Raw genomic sequence first — 19,351 nt, 5'->3', positions numbered from 1 at the left:
CTCATGCGCTACCTTCCGCTTCCGAGCACGGCGATCCCGGCGGTGGCGTTGGCGACCCTGGTGTTGGTGATATGGATAGGGTGGGGGACGGTGCGGAGCCCCGCCGCGTTCTGGGCTCCTGGCGACCTCAGCCGCTACCATGTGGATCGGGGTGGGTGCACCAATTGTCACGAGCCGTTTCGAGGGCCCAGTCCCGCCCGTTGCATCGCTTGCCATACTGAAGGGTATTTTGAGGCCCGAGCGACGCCTGCCGTGGCCGGGTGGCATCGCGCGCTGGTCGTTGAACGGCAGGCCTGCACCGGTTGCCATTCGGAGCATCGCGGAACGCTGGCTCAGATTACCGAGCAGACGCGTACCAATCCCCATGGAGAATTTATCTTTCGCGCGACCGGGACCAACTCCTGCTCGGCCTGTCACGAATTTGGAAGCAGGATAGCCACCCATCCGACACTGCGAGACGAGCCGATCGTCCGGCAATTGTATGAAAAGGGGCGCGGGGCCCATCGACCGGGCCGGATCGGGGACTGCCTCTCCTGTCATGGCGGGGGTAGTTCATAAACCTGAAGTTAGCGAGATGCCCATGCAGCTGAATCTTGACCAGGCGTTCCCGAGTGAACAGGCGCTTCGTGACATGATCGCGCAGCGCAAGGTCTGTTTCGACCATGATCCGTTCTACGTGAAGACGGGTGGGGGGCAGGTCGTCCAGATCGGTTTTCAGCTCAACCTGTACGGGGCGTTCGACAATCCCGCCCAATTGCCGCTGGGGGATGATGAGGAGCATCGGGCGATCCTCGGCGATTTACAGCGGCTCTGCCGGGTGTTCTTCCAGACGCTCGACCTGCTCAAGCCCTGCGAGCATCCGCAACCGCCCGCTCACCGCATCGTGTTTTCACCGGAACGAAAGAATCGCGCGGAAGTCTGTCTCCAGATTCCCATTTTTGACCTGGCGCATTACGCCGATAGGTCCGCTCGTCAGGTGCAGGAGCTCTTAGCGACGGCCGAATGTTTGTTGACGCATGTCGGCGCGAGACGGCGAGTCTGGGACGACGACGTGAGTAAACCGGCGTCGTCCTCCAGCGCTGGTTGTGAAGGCCGTCAGGGTGCAGAGGGAAGCTAGGTCTGCCGAAGCCGGATCGAGGTGAACCGGTCTCTGCAATAGCCATATTTCCCTATGGCATGTAGGATTGCCTTGTGGGATTTTGTGCGGAAGACCATGACGAAGCCACGCTTTGAATAGCGTCCAGACCGTCCGGTTTGCCTATCGAGCGTCCGCGATTCGTATCATCGGTGCCGGTCATTGGCGAAAGGGGAAGGCTGTCTATAAGCACGAGAATAAAATATAGAGATGAGTCTCTGGGAGAAATTCGGGTCGTCCCGGATTTTCTGCCCTCGCCTGCCGAATTGGCTTTTCGTGATGAAGGTATCAAGGTGACCCTAGTCTTGAGCAAAAGGAGTGTGGACTTCTCCAAGGCTGAAGCCTCCCGGCATCACACGCAAAACCAGCCTCTGATTCGCCGCTTGCTCGATGCGTATGTCGAGAGGCAGCCGCAGGACGCTTCCTCACGATCGCCGCGGACCGCTCGCCCGCCTGGGGCTCGCAAGCGCAGCGCGCTGTAGCGCTCATCTATCGGACCATAGAACCAAGCAAGGCTGCTCGATATGACGCGGTGGTTATGCTCCCCAAGAACCGCCCTTCTGTGAATTCAAAGTTGATCGAGCCCATCCCTTCGATGTGAGTCGTTGTCCGCCCTCATAACTCCTATTCTTGTTTCGTGCCTTGCGCTATACTCCAGGCATAGGAGTGTCCTGTATGCCCAAGATATTTCCGACCCCTCCTCCTGGATTCGACGACCTCACAGTTGAAGAACGAATCGACTTCGTGCAATCGCTCTGGGACCGAATTGCGACGACACCCGAGCAAGTGCCCGTGCCTGAATGGCACCGGCGGATTATTCGAGAGCGCCTGAAGGCATACCGGGAGCATCCCGTAGCTGGTCGGTCCTGGACGGAGGTTCGAGCGGATATTGAACGCAAGTTGCGGGAGCGCTGATCCGCTGGATGGCACAGCGGCTGGTCCTCCAACCTCAGTCCGACTCACTAAACCCCATATTCCCTTTGTCAGGAAATTGACGATAGCAAGGCTAAATATCGTCCTCCTGGCCTGCTAACTGATCTTTATGGCTTGGGCGAGTCGATGAACTTGTACCTTGACTCCAAGGATTTGATAAATATTCTGCAAAATGGAATTCCGTCCTTATCAAGTGAGCTTAACGAGATTCTTCGCAAGGGTGGCCATTCCCTGACCCTCTCTTTTTATTCGGTCATGGAGATATCTGCGCCGCTTACTAGTGCTTTTTCGAACGCGAGTGTCACGACACTGTTAAATCAGCTAGAAAGAATGCCACTCACCTATATCCGTTCAGATATTGAAGCGCTCGAGTTGAATGAAGCACTAGACGCATACAGAGGCCACCGCGAATACAAAGGAATAGACGCATTCGCTAATCGTTTTGATCAAATTGTAGATTTGCATGCCCAGCCTGCAACGGGCATTTTCATGAATTATTCACTGGCAGAAACAGTTTGGGACTTAAAATGCCACGATTCTCTTAGGGGGCTGGAGAGCTATGCCAACCGCATGAGGCAAATCATTGCTGCCGATCGCAGCATGCCAAAAACTCCTGCCGCGAAAGCTCACTTCAAGAAGGTGATCGAGAATAAACTAAGGCTTCACAATCTTTCATGGGTGGGCGTGGATCTGTCGGGTTTTGCACAATGGATATACGCGAGCCCTGCTCGTTGCCCGGCCATTCGTATTGGCTATGAAGTGTGGCGCAAGATAGTCAAAAATAGAACTGATTCCTTGGAGGATTCAGATATGGAGGATTACCAGCATTTGACCAATCTGCCGTATGTGGATGCCATGACGTTAGATAGAAGAATGTTTAGCTATGTATCGCAAGCCTTGTCGAGTGCGAATATTGTCTACAAAGATCGTATTTTTAGATCGGCCCAAGAAGTTCTGACTAAGCTCAATGGTTTCCATGCGTGACCTGCCACTTCGCAGGAACGTCATGAGGGGGATGTGTGAAGTGGAAGTGAAATTCACTCATTGCACGCCATTTTTTTTAGAGAAAGCTATGACCTATCAAACAATCGATCCATCGACCTGCCGGACTGATAAAAGGCGTGCGCGATTTCTTTCGTGACGCTCTTTTGCTATTCGAGCGAGGCCGCAAATTTATTTCCCTGCCACCCTGATCCTCGCATCCACAATGCTGTAGCCTTCCCCTGGCGCAAGGGCGAAAATTGGATTCAGGTCGAGTTCCACGATCTCCGGCACCTCTTCGACCAGCCGTGAGAGGCGAAGCAGCAGGTCCTGAATCGCGTCGACGTCGGCCGGCGGGTGCCCGCGATAGCCTTGCAGTAGGCGATAGCCCTTGATGCTGCGAATCAGGTCGGCGGCATCCAGTTCCGTCAGCGGTGTGATCCGGAAACGCACATCTCCAAGAATTTCGACGTGGATCCCGCCGAGGCCGAAGCCGATCAAGGGACCGAAGGAAGGATCCTGAACCATGCCGGCCATGACTTCGACGCCGCCTTTCACCATCGGCTGGACGAGCACTCCTTCCATCGCGTTCGTATGCTGCTCTTGAGACAGTCGCGCGGCGATGTCGTCGTACGCGCGGCGGACCTCGGCCTTGCCGGTGAGGTTGAGATGCACGCCGCCGATCTCGGTTTTATGGACCAGGGTGTGCGAGGCTAGCTTCACGGCGACCGGAAAACCGATCTGCGCAGCGAGTGCGGCGGCCTCCTCGGCGCTGGTCGCCACTCCGCCCGGAGGCAGCGTGATCGCCATGGCTGATAAGACCGCGCGTGTCTCCGCTACCGTCAACCAGCCGCCTCCCCTGGTGGCCAACACGTCTCGGCAGATGGTGTGAACGGCCGGGAGGTCCAGATCGTCGAAATCAGGCACCATGCCAAGCGGGCGATCGCGCCACTGGACGTACCCGACGATGGTGCCTAAGACGCGCGCGGGCAGTTCAGGGAGGCCGAACGTCGGGATGGTTTCCCCAGGCAGGGATAATCGGCGCTCGCGATCGGACTCCACCATCCAGCCGACGTAGACCGGCTTCTTGATCGGCTGTGCCGCCCGCGCCGCAGCAATCCCTCGTGTGATGCCCTCCGCGATGGGATCGACGTCGGCGCTGGTCACCGCGATGTAGAGAATGATCAAGGCATCGATGTCGTCGGAGGTCAGGAGCGTGTCGATGGCTTGACCGTACTGCTCCGGGCTGGCCGAGGCGATCAAATCGACCGGGTTGCGTAACGACGCAGAGGCAGGCAGGAAAGGCGAAAGCCGCGTGATCGTAGCCTGAGACAACTCCGGCACCTCCAGGCCGGCTGCTTCACAGGCATCTGCGCAGAGAATGGCGGGCCCGCCTGCGTTGGTCAGGATGCCGACCCGTTTGCCTTTCGGCAAGGGCTGCTCCGACAGCGCCGCCGCGAGCGCGAACATATCTTCCAGCGTGTTCGCGCGCAGGATGCCGGTTTGTTGAAACAACGCGTCGACCGCGACATCGTTGGCGGCCAGCGCGGCTGTGTGTGAGCTGGCGGCACGTTTGCCGGATGATGTCCGGCCCGCTTTGAGTGCGACGATCGGTTTGTTGCGGCTGACTCGCCGCGCGATGTGCGCGAACCGTCTGGGGTTCCCGAACGATTCCACATACAACAGAATGACGGTTGTGGCGTGATCACTCTCCCAGTACTGCAACAGGTCGTTCACGGAAACATCGGCCTTGTTGCCGACGCTGACGAAGGTCGACAGGCCGAGTTGCAATCGTCGTGACGCCGCGAGCAGAGCCAGCCCCAAGGCGCCGCTTTGGGATGACATCGCAATCGAGCCGGCGAGCGGAAAGGTGGAGGTGAAGGTGGCGTTGAGCCGCACCGACGGGTCTGTATTCAGGATGCCGAAGCAGTTGGGCCCGACCATGCGCATGCCATGCTGCCGGACCTTGTCCAACAATTGCGCTTGCAGCCGACGCCCCTCTTCGCCGACTTCGGCGAACCCCGCGGTGATGACCACCAGGGCGCGGACTCCGGTCGCCGCGCAGTCGTCCACCACGGAAAGGACCGCGTCTTTGGGCACAGCGATGACGGCGAGATCGGCCGGTTCCGGCAGGGCGTGGAGCGAAGGAAAGGCGTCGACGCCCGCGATTGTGGACGCATGCGGGTTGACGGCGTAGCAGCGTCCGCGGAATCCATTGCTCTGTAACGCGTCGAGGAGGCGATAGCCGATACTCTGCGGGGAGCGTGACGCGCCGATCACGGCGACGGCGCGAGGGTGGAACAGGGGGCGCAGCGAAGCGGTCGTCGCGACCCGTTCGCGCCATTCCGATTGCCGGACGCTGTGATCGGTCGGGGTGAGCGACAGTTCGACCTCCATGTCGCCGCCTTCAAGATGTTCCTCCATGGTGAAGCCGGACGTGGCGAACACCTCCCGCATCGCCAGGTTGTCGGCATGGGTGATGGCCCAGAGTTTGGTAAATCCGTGCCGGACGGCGAGCAGGGCCAGACGTTCGAGCAGAATTGTGCCGAGCCCGTGCCCATGGAGCCGGTCGTCGACGGCCATGGCGACTTCTGCCTCATGCGGGTTTCGCGCATGGTACGACCCTGAAGCGATAATGCTCAGCGTATCGTCCTGGCGCCGGAGAGCGAGCAGTGTGAGGCTCCGCTGTGGCTGTGAAGAATCGCAGAGTGTGCGGATCACCTCGGCGGGCGGGGCGCTTTCCGAGAAGAAACGGTGGCGTGTGGCTGCGGGGGAGAGGCGTTCGACGAAGCGTTGCAACTCGTCGGCGTCGCCGGGTTGCGCGATCCGCAGCAAGGCCGTGGTTCCATCGCTCAGGATCGTGTGCCCCGAGTCGGGTCCATCGTCCCGTAGGGGGGGTATGTGGCGTGGGCGAAGACGTTGCATCGAATCACCTCGTCAGCAGGCTCGGTTTCACAATCAGTAGCAATCCCAGTGCGATCATGACCGCGCCGCTGAGGAGTTTCAACCACCGGCCTTCGCGTTCCTCCAACTTGCGGCGTCCCAAGGTGACGACCGCCAGCGTGACCATCAGCGCATCGTCGGCGATGTAGGCGAGATTGTAGAGTCCGAGGTAGGCGTAGTAATGCCAGGCAGGCAGATGATAGGTACTCAACACCTGGGTGTAGAGGGCGGGGAATCCGGCCGTGCAGAGTAACTCGACGAGGTTGACCAAGCCCGCCAGCACGATCACGCCCGCCATGGCACCCAGTCGATGTTCAGCCTGGACGATGCGGCGGATTCTCGCATAAAGCCCCGGCTTGGCGGAGTCCGGAATGCTGAAGGAGAGTCCCCGCCGGAACGCGAAAAAGTCTTTCACGTTCACCAGACCGATCCCTATCGCCAGGGCTCCCAATATCAACTGGACGGCATGGGACAGGCCGATCAGTAGAAACAGGTTCAGCCAGGCCGCCATAAAGGCAAAATAGATGAGTCCGCTCACCAGCACGAAGGTGCCGGAGATGAGCACCATGGCGACGCGGTCGCGCAGGGTTGCCAGCAGCGACAGGAGGAACAGGAGGACCCACATCGCACAGGGATTGAAGCCGTCGAGCAGGCCGATGGCGAGCGTGAAAAGTGGAAGGCCCAACTCAGCGACGCTGACGCGGCCCACCCACGGTAACACGATGCTCTCCGCCTCAGCCGTGCTCTGGGCTTTGGCCTGGCACTCCGGCTGGGCGGGGCGGCAGGCGGCAAACGGTTCGACGGCGGGCATGCCGGGGGGACGATTGAGCATGGCGAGCAGGCGGGCGCCGGTGGTCTGATCATCCTGGTACCCGACAATCAGTTCCCCGTTCAGGTAGAACGCCGGCACGCCGACCACTGGGAGGGCCTGGTCCTGCGCGAGCCTGTCCAGTCGTGCCAGAGCGTCGCGGTCGAGCGCGATGTCGTGAAACAGGATGCGGAGGTCGGGATGAGCCCGTCGAAGCTGTTCGAGAAACTCTTTGGCCGCCTCGCAATGCGGGCAGCCGGTGCGTACGAACACTTCCAGGTCTGGCGCCGGTTCGGATGTCAGGCCGAGTCCCTGACTGATGAACAGACAGAAGAGTAGCACGAGCAGGCCGGTGCCCGAGCGTCCATACCGAACCATGCGGCCTCCGGCCCGTCGGCTAACTCACAAATTCGGGTGCCGCGACGGAACGGATATAGGACAACACGTCCAGCATTTGTTGATCCGTCAATTTGCCTCGATAGCCGTGCATGGGGCTGAACAGGGCCCCGTTCGCAATCGTGATCAGCAATTCCCAATCAGTTTTCGCCCGTGAGTTGACCGACTGAAAATTCGCCGGCCGCACGATCAGATACTGCCCATCCGGTCCGTTCCCGTCCAGTTTGTCACCATGGCATCGCAGGCAGTTTTTTTCATAGATGGCCTGGCCGTCGCGAGGATTGCCGCGATTGGTTTGTCCGGCGGCCCAGGTGCTTCCCAAGATCACGAGGCAGAGGGCACAGAGAATGCTGAAGGTTTTCATGCGGGGGCTCCTTTATGATTCGACTATGATTCGATGTCCTCCGAAAGACTGCCAGTCACCTCATCGTACCATCAACACGGGACAGGGGACCTGGTGAAGCAGCGCGTGAGAAATACTTCCCAGAAGAAACCGCTCCAGTCCTTTCCGTCCGTGTGAGCCGATGATCAACAGGTCTGCCGACTTGGCGCGTTCCGTCAGAATATCCGTGGGATCGCCCACGCTCACCTGCGTCCCGACCGTATATCGGTTGTTCATCACCGAGGCGGCGAGATGTTTGACCAAATCCTCCGCCGAACGTACGGCGATGCCGGTCCAGTCTTGAAGCGGAAACAGGCTGAAGGGGTCGGTGGCGGGAATGGGCCGCACCACGCTGATAATGGTGAGATCCACCGGGTTTCTAAACGGGTGTGCGAGCAGCCAGGATTTGATGCGCTCAGCGTCCTCATGTCCTTCGACCGCCACCGTGACTCGCTTGACCGGTCCCTCCCGTTCCTTCACGATCAACGTCGTACAATCCGCGTGCAGCGCGACGCGATGGGAGACACTGCCCAGGACGAATTCGCCGACGCGCCCGCGTCCGCGCGCGCCGAGCACGATCAGCTCGGGCCGAAGATCCCGCGCCTTGTCCAATATCAGCGATGCCGGTTTGGCGAATTCACAGACGCGCGTGATCGAGACCCCTTCCGTGGGCAACAGGGTGGTGGTGTGATCCAGCAGCTGCTCGCCCGCCTTCTTCATGGCATCGCGGAATTCGTCGTAGCCCTGCATGCTGCTCACTTCCGCGACGATGGGATATTGAAACATCCCGAGGTCGATCCCATGCACCAGAATGACCTCATGCAGATCGTAGAGATACGAGGCTTCTCGAACGGCCGCAAACGCCTGCTCCGACCAGTCCAGTGCGATCAGAACGCGCATAGGCCTCCTTTCAAAACAACGGATGCGGTGACGTGCCGAAGGGCATCAACCGCGGGGAATCGCCGACGTTGCCTCGAATGCGCCACTGTCCCTCTTCGAACGTCATGTAGTGAACTTCCTCATACCAACTGTCGATCGGGACGCGTAAGCCGCCGGTCTTGGAGAGTCCGGACAAGCTGCCCGTGCAGGTGACTTCGATGATGGTCTTGGAGCCGCTGCCGACCTTGGTCAGCCGGGAAAAGTGATGGGTATCGGTGAGGTCCTGGAATTCATCGAACAGATTGGCCCACACCTTCCGCATGTCGGGCTTCTTGAGTCCGTGATAGTCGTACTGCTCGGAATAGAGGGCCATCACGCCATTGAGGTCACGTGCGCGGATCGCCTCATCTGCTGCTCGAAAGGTGCGCATGACCGCCTCTGTCGTCGCCTGATCCAGTTCAGCCGCGGCTTCCGGCAGTATCCGTACCTCGGCCCTTGCTGCCGGCAGTATGGCGAGTAGAACCAGGATTCCCCCAGTCAGTAACGCGCTCCATTGCATTCCTCTCCGTCGCCGTTCCCCCATGACCACCTCGCCTCGACCGGTCCAATCGCTGTGTGCACCCGATGCGTCCTCTTTACGCCGAGGGCCTAACCGGTCCACGTGATCCGGACAAAATCTTCGTCCTGGTCGTACTGAATGTCCAATTCGCCATGGTGTGCATGTTTGAGCGCTTCGCCGATGCGCCGCGGCAAATGGGCATCCGTGGTGAGGACGACCAGCCCCTCGGCCCGGTCCTCGATCGTCATGATGCGAGCCATGGGGTAGGCTTTCTTTTCCTGCGCTTCGGTATTGTGAATCAGCCCCAACACCTGATCGCGATGCTGGGTCTTATATGGGCCTTTCAGGGTCACGAATCCCTTCGGATTTTTGTCCTGGATGCGCAGGCATGCGGGACAGGTGATCTGCTCGGCGCCTGCCGGTTTGGCCTCCCAAGTCCAGCGCCCCTTCTGGTAGAGGGCGCCGCACGTCGTGCAGACCGTCGGCTCCTTCAACTTGCCCGGCATCTTGTACGAATCGTGTTTGTATTCCTCAACATATCGATCGCGGCGCGCGCTGTGGCCGCCTTCTGTCTGTTTGTTCATCGCAATAGGTCCCTTTCCTGGCCGGCGCGCCGATTGATGGCGCAGTTCCGGCTCTTATGACTTGCTCACAAATGCTTCTTCCGCGAGGTTGAGATACTGCAAGACTTCGCGGTCTTCGATCTGTTCGAAATCCCGGTAAAAATTCCCCACGGCATAAAACGGGTCCGGTGTTCGGAGAATCACCAACTGATCCACGATCGCCCGCGCCTGTTCCACGGTGCTGTGCGGGCCGACCGGAACGGCCCCGATGACGCGGCGAGGATGCGCCTGGCGCACCGTCGCGACCGACGCAAAGAAGGTAGCGCCGGTTGCCAGTCCGTCATCCACGAGAATCACTGTCCGGTCCTTGAGTGAGGGGAATGGCCGCCCCTGCCGGTAGAGGGCCACACGCCGGGCGACTTCCTTTTGTTGCGCCTGCACGGCGGCGGCAAGGTCTCGATCTGTCAATGATAGGCCGGAGAGCGCCTCCCGATTCCAGTAGACCGCTCCCGTCTCGCTGACCGCCCCCAGCGCATATTCCGGATTACCGGGCGCGCCGATTTTGCGCGTGATCAGCACATCCAGAGGCAGATGCAGGGCCAGGCTCAATTGATAGGCTACTGCCACCCCTCCGCGCGGAAGCGCGAGCAGGATCGCCGCCGGATCATTCCGGTATGCGGCCAGTTCCTGTGCGAGCAGTTCGCCGGCTTCTTCACGGTTCTTGAACATGTCGCGTGCCCATTCTTCGCCTGTGTTGCACGTCCGCGTCAGCCATGGGCTGTCTACCAGAGTCCACTGGTCACTCCCACGCCGATCAAAAAGAGAGCCGCAAGGATCACGAGGAGCACCAACCATCGGTGATGATGAGATGTCCCCTCCGGATGCCAATGCATTTCCCAGGGAATATCCAGATACCGAGGATGTTTGAACATGGCCTGCTCCTTCCGTTCAGGAGACCTTGACCTCGATGGATTTGGGTTTGGCTTTTTCCGATTTCGGCAGATGAACCTTCAGCACGCCGTCTTTGTACTCCGCCGCGACCTTGCTGCCATCGGCATCTTCCGGCAGCGTGAAGCTTCGCAGAAAACTGCCGTAGGCGCGTTCCACCCGGTGGTACTTCTTGTCCTTTTCTTCCTTCTCGTATTTTCGTTCACCGGAAATGGCGAGCACATTGTCCTGCACGGTCAGCTTCACGTCTTCCTTTTTGATCTCCGGCAGCTCGGCTTTGATCAGATATTCCTTGTCGTCCTCCGTGATGTCGACCAGCGGAGCCCATTCTGCCACCGAGATGGCTTCCTTTTGTCCTTCGACCTTGCCCTGGGGGCGGCCCCAGAGCGCCGACAGACGCTTCTCCACATCCTCCAGTTCCTTCCAAGGGTTCCACTGTGCGCGAAACGGTTCCCAGCGTGTGAGTCCACTCATGATGCCGTCTCCTTTGTGCAAGCCTGTGGGTTGTGCATCTGCGCCTGACGATCATAGATTCGCTCGTCACGCGCAACTGCTTCCAGGCTATTGCAGGCCCGATGCCAGGGAGAAATCCTGCGATGGTCGCATCAGGGAGTGGCGAAAGTTCACTCGCTTAGGGCAAACGGCGAGGCGGGCTCTTGGTCGTCGGCGCCTGAGGGTGGGGCGATACGGGACAGCAGCGGGGAGCGGCAATGGTGCCAATTACCTCATTGATTCCAGTCCGACCGTGCTTACATGGATAAGTGAAGGGAGGTGGAGCCAGGATAAGGTCGACATCCCCGCTTCCGTGCAGCGAAGAGTTGGTTCGGGGGTTGCGCCTGTGCCGGTTTCGGGGTCAGTTCTGAAGGGACGCGCTTCCATCTCGGTGCCAGTATGAGGCACGGCTCCAGTGGGAGCCCGATGAACGGGAGGCGCGGGACATCCGGCGTGAGCGTTGTGCCGGGGTGTTCGGATGGATCTCGCTCGGTCGGCAGGCCTGATCTCCACACGGAAGCGGGTTTTGTATTGTCATGCCGCCGGTCGTGTGGTCGCTAACGCAGAAACGCCTTCCGTAGTTTGAGCAGAAATGCATCGGCGAGATCAGGGCGCGCCTGTTGAGTGCAGGTGCGCAGACGGCGGGCGGCTTCTTCGCTCCAATATTCCCCCAGATCAATGACTTCACCGGGCCGGTACTGTCCCGACTTGATCCGACGGACGACTTCGCCGACCGGAGTTTCTGAAATCCTGATGCTGAAGCTACCGCGTTCCAGTAATTCGCAGAGATTAAACAGCACGCGCACGTAGGCCGCGGCGTATTTCGCCGGCCGGCCGTCTTTTTTCTCCAACATTTTCTTGCGCTGGTTCTCGCAGTAGTTGAGAAAGGAGTCATAAGCGGTTTGTGCGGACCAGAGACGAGGGAAGAGTTGCCGTAGCTCCGTGCCCCAGTCGTCCATCGTGACGACCGGGGCGACCAGCGTTTCCAGCACCAAGGGGTGACCCTGCAGTGCGAGCTGGAGAAAGTGCCCGATCTCCCAGGCGGTCTCGTCGTCCTCCTCCTTCATCATCCTCGTGCCTTGGTATTTGAAACCCACACGAAACAATTCGGCGGTGGGCAGCACGAAGACGCTGCGAAAATCCTTGTCGCTGTCCGGTCCGGCCAGGCCGTGCGCATGCGACCCGACGACGACTTTCAAGATGCAGGTGTCGGTCGGTGGCGAGTGAGGATTGGTCATGTTCGCGATGCGGCAACCTGGGCGATGCAACCGTTTAAGGTCATGTATTTGGGATAGTCGGTTTCAGGGATCTCGATGTGGAATGCCTTGTGGAGCGCCACGACGAAGTTGAGGAAGTCCATCGAGTCGAGGTCGAGCTGGTCTCGAAAACTGACATCGGGGTTGAGGCAGGCCAGGTCTGCCTCGGGGGCAATCTCGCCGAGGAGACGGAGGATTTGCGCGCGGGCGTCGGCGTCGGATGGTGTGGTCGTCATAGCGATTGAGGCGTTTGTAACAGACGATCAATTTCAGCCAGAAACAATCCGCCGCGATGGCCGTCGCTGACACGGTGATCCGCCGACAACGACACGGTCACGACCGGTCGTGGGACGACCTGCCCCTCGGCCACCCAGGGCCGTTCGACCACCTTGCCGAATCCCACCAACGCCACTTGCGGAGGATAAATGACTCCGAAGACGGTTTCCACCCCTTGTTCGCCAAGGCTGGTGACGGTCATGGTGGGGTCCGACAGTTCCGAACTGCGCAGCGAACCGGCGCGGGCCCGTTTGACCAGGTCCTGGAAGCGTTGCATCAAGTCGCCGAGGCCGGCCCGGTCGGCATCATGCAGCGCCGGCGCCACGAGGCCTCCCTGGCGCAGGGAAATGGCCGTGCCGATGTGAATCCGTTCGCTTCTGACCGCCTCACCCTCTTTCCACAGGGCATTGAGTTCGGGTACGTGTCTCAGTGCGAGGGCGACCGCCTTGATGAACAGGACACTCACTAACAGCCGTTCCGTCACCGGGCGGCGCCCATTCTCCGTTGTGAGCCATGCCAACGCGCGGCTCATGTCGATGGTGGTGCTCAGATAATAGTGCGGGATCTCGCGTTTGGAACGAGCCATGGCTGCGGCGATGGTTTGCCGCATGCGCGCCTGACGCTCAGCCGCGGTGGCTGCGGTGCCGACGCCCGCGGCGATTGTGGCAGCGCGGGTGACATCGTCCAGCGTGATGGCCCCTTCCGGCCCTGTTCCCTGAAGGCCTGTCGGGTCAATCCCTCGCTCGGCGGCCAGCTTTCTGGCTGCGGGAGAAATGCGGAGGCGGCTGCCTGGCGACGGTGCGGGGGCAGTCTTGGCAACGGGCAGGGTTCTGGGAGGAGTGACCGGCTGCGGAGCGATGTTCTGTGGCTGGGCCGAAGTGGTCGCCGGTTGCCCTTCTTCGCGAATGATCGCCATCACGGTGCCGACGGGTACCTTGTCTCCGGGTTTGCTCAGCAACTGTTCGATGATCCCGCTGGCATGGCATTCGACCTCGATGGCCGCTTTTTCCGTATCGACCTCCGCGATGATCTCGCCCTTGGCAATCCGGTCGCCGATCCGCTTTTTCCATTGCACCAAGGTTCCCTCGGTCATGTCTGCGCCGAGGGTGGGCATGACAAATTCAGCCATGAGAGAGACTCCGTGAAGCGTGAAGCGCGAAAGGTGAAGCGTACAATGGCCCCGGCGATGAGTGACGGAGAAACAGCCGAGCCATTGCCTATCCCAGCAATCTACGAACCGTCTGCACGATTTTGTCTGCTGACGGCAACGCTGCCTCTTCCAGATGTTTCGGATAGGGAATCGGGACCTCCTCGCTGCATACGCGCGCGACCGGGGCGTCCAAATCGTAAAACGCCTGTTCCATGATCACGGCGGAGACTTCCGCGGCGAAACTGCCGGTGCGCCAGGCTTCGTCGATCACGACCGCCCGATGAGTCTTTCTCACAGATGTCAGAAGGGTGTCGCGATCAAGCGGGCGCAGGACCCGCAGATCCACGACTTCAGCCTCGATGCCTTCCTGCGCCAGTTGTGTGGCGGCGGCCAACGTCTTCCAGAGGCTGCCACCGAAGGTGAGTAGGCTGACATCCCTGCCGAGTCGACGGACGGCCGCATGAGAGATCTCGACCGCAACCGGGCCCTCTTCCAGAGGACCTTCCATGGAATAGAGATAGGCATGTTCGAAGATAAAGACCGGGTCCGGTTGTTCGAGGGCGGTGAGCAGCATGCCACGCGCATCCATGACGGTCGCGGGCGTCAGGACCGTGATCCCGGGAATATGTGCGTACCAGCCCTCCAGACTGTGGGAATGTTGCGCGGCTACCTGCCGACCGGCACCAGTGGCCATACGGACGACGAGCGGCACACTGAATTGTCCGCCAGACATGTGCCGGAGCGTCGCGGCATTGTTCATGATTTGATCCAGTGCCAGCAGGCTGAAGTTGACGGTCATGACTTCCACGATCGGGCGCATGCCCCCGAGCGCCGCGCCGATGCCCGCGCCCACGAACGTGCTTTCGGACAGCGGCGTATCCCGAATCCGTTCAGGGCCGAACTCGTCGAGAAACCCTTTGCTGCACGCATAGGTGCCGCCGTACTTGCCGACGTCCTCTCCCATGAGGAATACGCGAGGATCGCGCTGCAAGGCCTCCCGCATGCCGCTTCGCACCGCTTCTCTGTAGGTGATGTTCATGAATCCAATTATACCCACATAGCATTCAGCGATTGGCGTTCAGCTTCTCGTTGATGCTGACTGCTGATCGCCGACCGTTCAGCTGTACACATCCTTGGTGAGATCTTCGACCGGCTCCCAAGTCCCAGCCTCCGCAAAGGCCACTGCGTCGGCGACCTCGGCCGCAATCGATGTCTCCAGTTGCTCCCCATCCTCATCGTGCAAGAGGCCGGCGGCGCGCAGCGTCTGTTGAAACACAGCAATCGGGTCTCGCTGTTTCCATTCGTTCACTTCATCTTTGGTGCGATAGAGTTCGGCGTCATACATGGAGTGGGCACGGAAGCGGTAGGTTCGGTACTCCAGAAAACAGGGCCCGTTGCCCTGTCGCACGAACTCGACCGCGCGCCCCGTGGTGTCCTCGACTGCCAGGACATCCATGCCGTCGACCGTGTGGGCGGTCATCGCGTAGGCTCTCGCTTTTCCCGCAATGTCCGGTTGCGATTGGTGTCGGGCCAACGCGGTGCCCATGGCATAGAGGTTATTCTCGCAGAGAAACAGCACCGGCAGCTTCCACAGGGCCGCAAGGTTCAAGGATTCGTGAAATTCGCCTTCGGCCACGGCGCCATCGCCGAAATAGCAGGCGGTGACGCGCGCACGGCCTTGCAGCTTGTCGGCGAGCGCCAACCCCACCGCCACCGGCAAGCCGCCGCCGACGATCGCCAGCCCGCCGTAGAAGCGGCGTGACGCGTCAAAGAAGTGCATGGAGCCTCCGCGTCCGCGCGCGCAGCCGGTGGCCTTGCCGAACAACTCGGCCATCAATGATCGCATGGAGGTACCACGGACGAGCGCGTGGCCGTGTTCGCGATAGGTGGCGACGATGGCATCGTCATTCGTCAAGGTAGGAATGGAGCCGGCGGCCACGGCTTCTTCTCCGATATACAAGTGGAGAAACCCGTGGATCTTTCCGAGTTGGTAGAGCTCCGCCGCCCGCTCCTCGAACCGGCGGATCCGCAACATCTGCCGCAGCAGCTCCACGCCCCGCTCGCGTGTCATCGACGCCGTCATGCGCCACTCTCCAACGTCGAGGTATCGCCCTCGGGCAAGCCGAGTTCACGCGCCTTCAACAGACGCCGCATGATCTTGCCGCTTCTCGTCTTCGGCAGGGTCGGCAAGAACGCGATCTCCTTCGGGGCCACCACGGCACCGAGGCGGGCCCGCGCAAAGCCGAGCAGTTCGCGCTTGAGGGCATCGTTCGGTTCGTATCCGTCTTTCAGTGAGACAAAGGCCTTCACGAGTTCCATGGCGACGGGGTCCGGTTTACCAATCACTGCGGCTTCGGCCACGGCCTTGTGCTCGATCAGGACACTTTCGACTTCAAACGGACCAATGAGATGTCCCGAGGTCTTGATGACGTCATCCGCCCGGCCCACGAACCAGAAATACCCGTCCTTGTCCTGCTTGGCCACGTCGCCGGTGAGATACCAGCCGCCTGCAAAACATTTCTTGTACCGTTCCGGTTCATGCCAATAGCCACGGAACATCGACGGCCAACCGGGCCGTAGTGCCAGTTCCCCCTGTTGACCAGGCTCGGTGATCGGCTCCACCTCTCCTGAATCGCTTCTTCTCACGATGGCGGCTTCGATGCCGGGCAGGGGACGTCCCATGGAACCGGGGCGAACATCCATGGCCGCATAATTGGCGATCATGATGCCGCCGGTTTCGGTCTGCCACCAGTTGTCGTGAAACGGGCGGCCAAAGGCCTGTTCACCCCACACGACCGCTTCGGGATTCAGCGGTTCTCCCACACTGGCCAGAAAGCGCAGTTTCCCCAAGCGATACTGTCTGACGAGGGGCAGGCCGACTTTCATCATCATCCGGATGGCGGTCGGTGCGGTGTACCAGACCGTGACACCCTGGTTTTGCAGGATGCCATACCATCGTTCGGCATCGAACTCAGCTTCGTCCACGATGCTGGTCAAGCCGTTGGTGAGCGGGGCGATGATGCCGTAGGAGGTGCCGGTCACCCAGCCGGGATCAGCGGTACACCAGAAGATGTCGTCGGGATGAAAGTCGAGCGCCAGTTTGCCGGTGATGTGATGGGCCACCACGGCTCCATGCACATGGAGCGCACCCTTCGGTGTGCCGGTCGTCCCGCTGGTGAAATGCAGGAGCGCCGGATCTTCGGAATCGGTCGCGCCGATCCGATAGTGGCCTGAGGCCTGCTCAAGGAGCTGATGGAAGTTGGCTGTGCCCGTTCGTGGCGGCGTCGGCTGCTCGTCGCCGATCAGCAGCACCTGTTCCAGGTGGGGCAGGGCCTCTCGAATGGCGGCCACCTTTCGTTGATAGAGGGAGGCCGTGGTCACGAGTACCTTCGCCTGGCCGATGGCCAGCCTGGCGCGGATCGGTTCCGGCCCGAAGGCGGAGAACAACGGACAGAAGATCGCGCGGTGTTTGAGCGTGCCCAGTGCCGTGATGTACAGCTCCGGGATGCGCCCGGTGAGTGCATAGACCCGGTCGCCCTTGGCGACGCCGAGCGCCTGTAGCACGTTCGCAAAGCGGTTCGTCAGCTCATCCAGCCGGCGATAGGAGTAGTCGTCGACGGTGCCGCTTTTACCCAACCATCTGATGGCTGTCCGTTGCGCCAGCGGTCCGGCCGCATGACGCGTGACGGCTTCATGCGCGATATTCAGGCCCTGTCCGGCCGGGAGCCCATCTAGCTCGGCGCGTGCCCGGTCCCATGAAAAGCCTCTGCGCACAGTGTCATAGTCGTGGAGGTTCGGGATGACGTCCCAGTCGCGTCTCGATTTGATGATAGGGTTCCAAGGCATGCTGTTCTGGATGCTCCGAGCACGGGTTCTGCAAGGCGTAGACCATCAATGAGCGTCCGTGCGGCACAACCAAACGTGGGAATTCGCGCCGATTATGCTGAGCGAGCCCCGATGGTGGCTGCGGTAGCTGTAGCATTATTCATCAGAGGTGGAGAATGGCCGTGGACAATCGCGCCAAGCATGAAGGGCCCCGGGTGCTCATCATGGGGGCTGCCGGGCGAGATTTCCATAATTTCAATGTGCGGTTCCGTGACAATCCCGACTATCGAGTGATGGCCTTTACCGCGGCGCAGATCCCGAATATCGCCGATCGGTTGTATCCGGCATCGTTGGCCGGGAGCCTGTATCCCAGCGGCATTCCGATTTATCCCGAGCAGGAACTCGACCGGTTGATTCGCCTGCATCATATCGAGCTGGTGGTTTTTGCCTACAGCGACATTGCTCATGAGTCTCTGATGCGGCAGGCTTCCGTTGTGCTGGCGGCCGGCGCCGATTTTTCGCTGTTGGGGCCACGTTCGACCATGTTGTCCGGAAAAAAGCCGGTGGTGTCGGTCTGCGCGACCAGGACCGGTGCCGGCAAGAGTCCCGTGGCGCGCCGGGTTGTCGCGATTCTCCAACGGGCGGGATTGCGGGTTGCCACGGTGCGGCACCCGATGCCCTATGGCGATCTGGTGAAGCAGGCGGTGCAACGATTCGACTCATTGGCCGATCTGGACGCGGCAGGCTGCACCATCGAGGAGCGTGAGGAGTATGAGCCGCATGTGGCGCAGGGTTGTCCGGTCTATGCCGGGGTCGACTATGGGAGAATTTTGCACGAGGCAGAAGGCTGGGCGGACATCATTGTCTGGGACGGGGGCAACAATGATTGGTCGTTCTTCGTGCCCGATCTGGAGATCGTGTTGCTCGATCCGCATCGAGCCGATGAACAGGACTTTTTCCCGGGCGAGGTCAATCTGCTTCGCGCGGATGTGGTCGTGCTCACCAAGCTGGATACCGCCACGTCGACGCAGGTGGCCGCAGCCCGTCGATTGATCGAGCGCTTGAATCCGCGGGCAACCCTGGTGGAGACGGTCATGCCCTTGAGCGGGGATGAGTCCGGCCTGATTGCGGGGAAGCGTGTGCTGGTGATCGAGGACGGGCCCACGCTGACCCATGGCGGCATGGCATTCGGTGCCGGCTACCTGATGGCTGAACGGCATCGGGCCCGTGCCATCGTCGATCCCAGACCCTCTGCCGTCGGGAGCCTCAACGGGACGTTTCAGCAATATCCGCATATCGGACCCGTCCTCCCGGCGATGGGCTACGGGCCGCAGCAGATTCGGGACCTGGAGGAGACCATTCGATCAGTGGACTGCGACCTCGTGGTGATTGCCACGCCGGTGGATTTGCGGCGGCTGATCCGGATCGCGCAGCCGACGGTGCGGGTGCGGTATGACGTAGAGGATCATGGGCGGCCGACGCTGGCCGACGTGTTGCAAGGGGTGATCAGGAAGGCGAAGGGGGCCTGAATCCTTTTTGTCCGTTCATGCTCAAATGAGCAGTGAAACACTTCATCACGACCAACAGAAAGGCGAGACCCTCTATGGTGACTCATTCCACATATATCGCGCAGGATCGGTGCCTTCGGTGCGGCGGGTTCATGGTGCCGGAGGAGATTCGCGAGGTCAATCAGCTGGGATGGCGTTGCGTGATGTGCGGCGAGCACATCGATCCCCTCATTCTTGAACATCGACGGCAGATGGCCACTCCCGAAGGCGCGAGGCAACTGATTGCGAAACGTGAGAAGGCCAAACTGAACTAGGCG

Annotated in this window: 20 protein-coding genes and 1 pseudogene; 6 read left to right on the top strand and 15 right to left on the bottom strand. The window is 60.4% G+C overall.

From position 1 onward, the window contains the following. The first annotated feature begins 3 nt into the window (after nucleotides 1-3). The 4 genes from KJA79_RS14445 to KJA79_RS14430 all read left to right on the top strand — a co-directional run bounded on the left by KJA79_RS14445 (nucleotide 4) and on the right by KJA79_RS14430 (nucleotide 3,052). Nucleotides 4-558, top strand: coding sequence for a cytochrome c3 family protein (locus tag KJA79_RS14445; RefSeq protein WP_213042752.1), 555 nt, complete (start codon nucleotides 4-6; stop codon nucleotides 556-558). Between the two features lie 22 nt (nucleotides 559-580). Next, entirely contained in the window at nucleotides 581-1,117 is a 537-nt protein-coding gene (locus KJA79_RS14440) for a hypothetical protein (RefSeq protein WP_213042751.1), read from the top strand. Nucleotides 1,118-1,810: 693 nt separating this feature from the next. Beyond that, on the top strand, nucleotides 1,811-2,050 hold the full coding sequence (locus KJA79_RS14435; RefSeq protein WP_213042750.1) for an addiction module protein: 240 nt from the start codon (nucleotides 1,811-1,813) through the stop codon (nucleotides 2,048-2,050). A gap of 144 nt (nucleotides 2,051-2,194) precedes the next feature. Continuing rightward, nucleotides 2,195-3,052, top strand: a complete 858-nt coding sequence (locus tag KJA79_RS14430; RefSeq protein ID WP_213042749.1) for a hypothetical protein — start codon at nucleotides 2,195-2,197, stop codon at nucleotides 3,050-3,052. Nucleotides 3,053-3,241: 189 nt separating this feature from the next. Here KJA79_RS14430 and KJA79_RS14425 read toward each other — a convergent pair whose 3' ends face one another. The 15 genes and pseudogenes from KJA79_RS14425 to acsA form a co-directional block, all read right to left on the bottom strand. Next, nucleotides 3,242-5,974: a bifunctional acetate--CoA ligase family protein/GNAT family N-acetyltransferase gene (locus tag KJA79_RS14425; RefSeq protein WP_213042748.1), complete on the bottom strand. Its 2,733-nt coding sequence runs from the start codon at nucleotides 5,972-5,974 to the stop codon at nucleotides 3,242-3,244. Between the two features lie 907 nt (nucleotides 5,975-6,881). Beyond that, a pseudogene (locus tag KJA79_RS23345) lies at nucleotides 6,882-7,178 on the bottom strand (glutaredoxin family protein); the annotation flags it as partial. A gap of 19 nt (nucleotides 7,179-7,197) precedes the next feature. Then, nucleotides 7,198-7,560 (bottom strand): c-type cytochrome, encoded by a 363-nt coding sequence (locus KJA79_RS14415; RefSeq protein ID WP_213042746.1) that lies wholly within the window; start codon nucleotides 7,558-7,560, stop codon nucleotides 7,198-7,200. Between the two features lie 60 nt (nucleotides 7,561-7,620). Beyond that, nucleotides 7,621-8,478 (bottom strand): universal stress protein, encoded by an 858-nt coding sequence (locus KJA79_RS14410; protein ID WP_213042745.1) that lies wholly within the window; start codon nucleotides 8,476-8,478, stop codon nucleotides 7,621-7,623. A 10-nt stretch (nucleotides 8,479-8,488) separates the two neighbouring features. Then, the gene (locus KJA79_RS14405; protein WP_213042744.1) at nucleotides 8,489-9,016 is read right to left on the bottom strand and encodes a nuclear transport factor 2 family protein; all 528 of its coding nucleotides are present in this window, start codon (nucleotides 9,014-9,016) and stop codon (nucleotides 8,489-8,491) included. 89 nt (nucleotides 9,017-9,105) lie between these two features. Further along, the gene (locus KJA79_RS14400) at nucleotides 9,106-9,600 is read right to left on the bottom strand and encodes a BCAM0308 family protein (RefSeq protein WP_213042743.1); all 495 of its coding nucleotides are present in this window, start codon (nucleotides 9,598-9,600) and stop codon (nucleotides 9,106-9,108) included. A gap of 54 nt (nucleotides 9,601-9,654) precedes the next feature. Then, nucleotides 9,655-10,308, bottom strand: coding sequence for a phosphoribosyltransferase (locus KJA79_RS14395; RefSeq protein WP_213042742.1), 654 nt, complete (start codon nucleotides 10,306-10,308; stop codon nucleotides 9,655-9,657). Nucleotides 10,309-10,361: 53 nt separating this feature from the next. Then, entirely contained in the window at nucleotides 10,362-10,511 is a 150-nt protein-coding gene (locus tag KJA79_RS14390) for a hypothetical protein (RefSeq protein ID WP_213042741.1), read from the bottom strand. 16 nt (nucleotides 10,512-10,527) lie between these two features. After that, entirely contained in the window at nucleotides 10,528-11,001 is a 474-nt protein-coding gene (locus tag KJA79_RS14385) for an Hsp20/alpha crystallin family protein (protein ID WP_213042740.1), read from the bottom strand. A 575-nt stretch (nucleotides 11,002-11,576) separates the two neighbouring features. Beyond that, nucleotides 11,577-12,257: a nucleotidyltransferase domain-containing protein gene (locus tag KJA79_RS14380; protein ID WP_213042739.1), complete on the bottom strand. Its 681-nt coding sequence runs from the start codon at nucleotides 12,255-12,257 to the stop codon at nucleotides 11,577-11,579. Then, the gene (locus KJA79_RS14375) at nucleotides 12,254-12,511 is read right to left on the bottom strand and encodes an acyl carrier protein (protein WP_213042738.1); all 258 of its coding nucleotides are present in this window, start codon (nucleotides 12,509-12,511) and stop codon (nucleotides 12,254-12,256) included. Before KJA79_RS14375 ends, KJA79_RS14380 begins: the two co-directional genes overlap by 4 nt. Then, nucleotides 12,508-13,680 (bottom strand): dihydrolipoamide acetyltransferase family protein, encoded by a 1,173-nt coding sequence (locus tag KJA79_RS14370; protein ID WP_213042737.1) that lies wholly within the window; start codon nucleotides 13,678-13,680, stop codon nucleotides 12,508-12,510. Before KJA79_RS14370 ends, KJA79_RS14375 begins: the two co-directional genes overlap by 4 nt. An 88-nt stretch (nucleotides 13,681-13,768) precedes the next feature. Beyond that, on the bottom strand, nucleotides 13,769-14,740 hold the full coding sequence (locus tag KJA79_RS14365) for an alpha-ketoacid dehydrogenase subunit beta (RefSeq protein WP_213042736.1): 972 nt from the start codon (nucleotides 14,738-14,740) through the stop codon (nucleotides 13,769-13,771). Between the two features lie 78 nt (nucleotides 14,741-14,818). After that, nucleotides 14,819-15,784 (bottom strand): pyruvate dehydrogenase (acetyl-transferring) E1 component subunit alpha, encoded by a 966-nt coding sequence (pdhA, locus tag KJA79_RS14360; RefSeq protein ID WP_213042735.1) that lies wholly within the window; start codon nucleotides 15,782-15,784, stop codon nucleotides 14,819-14,821. Beyond that, nucleotides 15,781-17,547 (bottom strand): acetate--CoA ligase, encoded by a 1,767-nt coding sequence (gene acsA, locus KJA79_RS14355; protein WP_213042734.1) that lies wholly within the window; start codon nucleotides 17,545-17,547, stop codon nucleotides 15,781-15,783. Before acsA ends, pdhA begins: the two co-directional genes overlap by 4 nt. A gap of 155 nt (nucleotides 17,548-17,702) precedes the next feature. On the opposite strand from acsA, the gene KJA79_RS14350 reads away from it, so the two are divergent. Together KJA79_RS14350 and KJA79_RS14345 are read left to right on the top strand one after the other, a co-directional pair. Further along, complete coding sequence (locus KJA79_RS14350) at nucleotides 17,703-19,055, top strand: cyclic 2,3-diphosphoglycerate synthase (RefSeq protein WP_246507668.1); 1,353 nt, start codon at nucleotides 17,703-17,705, stop codon at nucleotides 19,053-19,055. Between the two features lie 74 nt (nucleotides 19,056-19,129). Further along, nucleotides 19,130-19,348 carry a hypothetical protein gene (locus KJA79_RS14345; RefSeq protein ID WP_213042733.1) on the top strand — a complete coding sequence of 73 codons (219 nt, stop codon included), beginning with the start codon at nucleotides 19,130-19,132 and terminating at the stop codon, nucleotides 19,346-19,348. Nucleotides 19,349-19,351: the final 3 nt, after the last annotated feature.

The sequence above is a fragment of the Nitrospira defluvii genome (assembly GCF_905220995.1).
GTDB lineage: Bacteria > Nitrospirota > Nitrospiria > Nitrospirales > Nitrospiraceae > Nitrospira_A > Nitrospira_A defluvii_C.
Note: the sequence above shows the minus strand (reverse complement) of the source record. Positions and strands in the feature narration are given on the sequence as shown.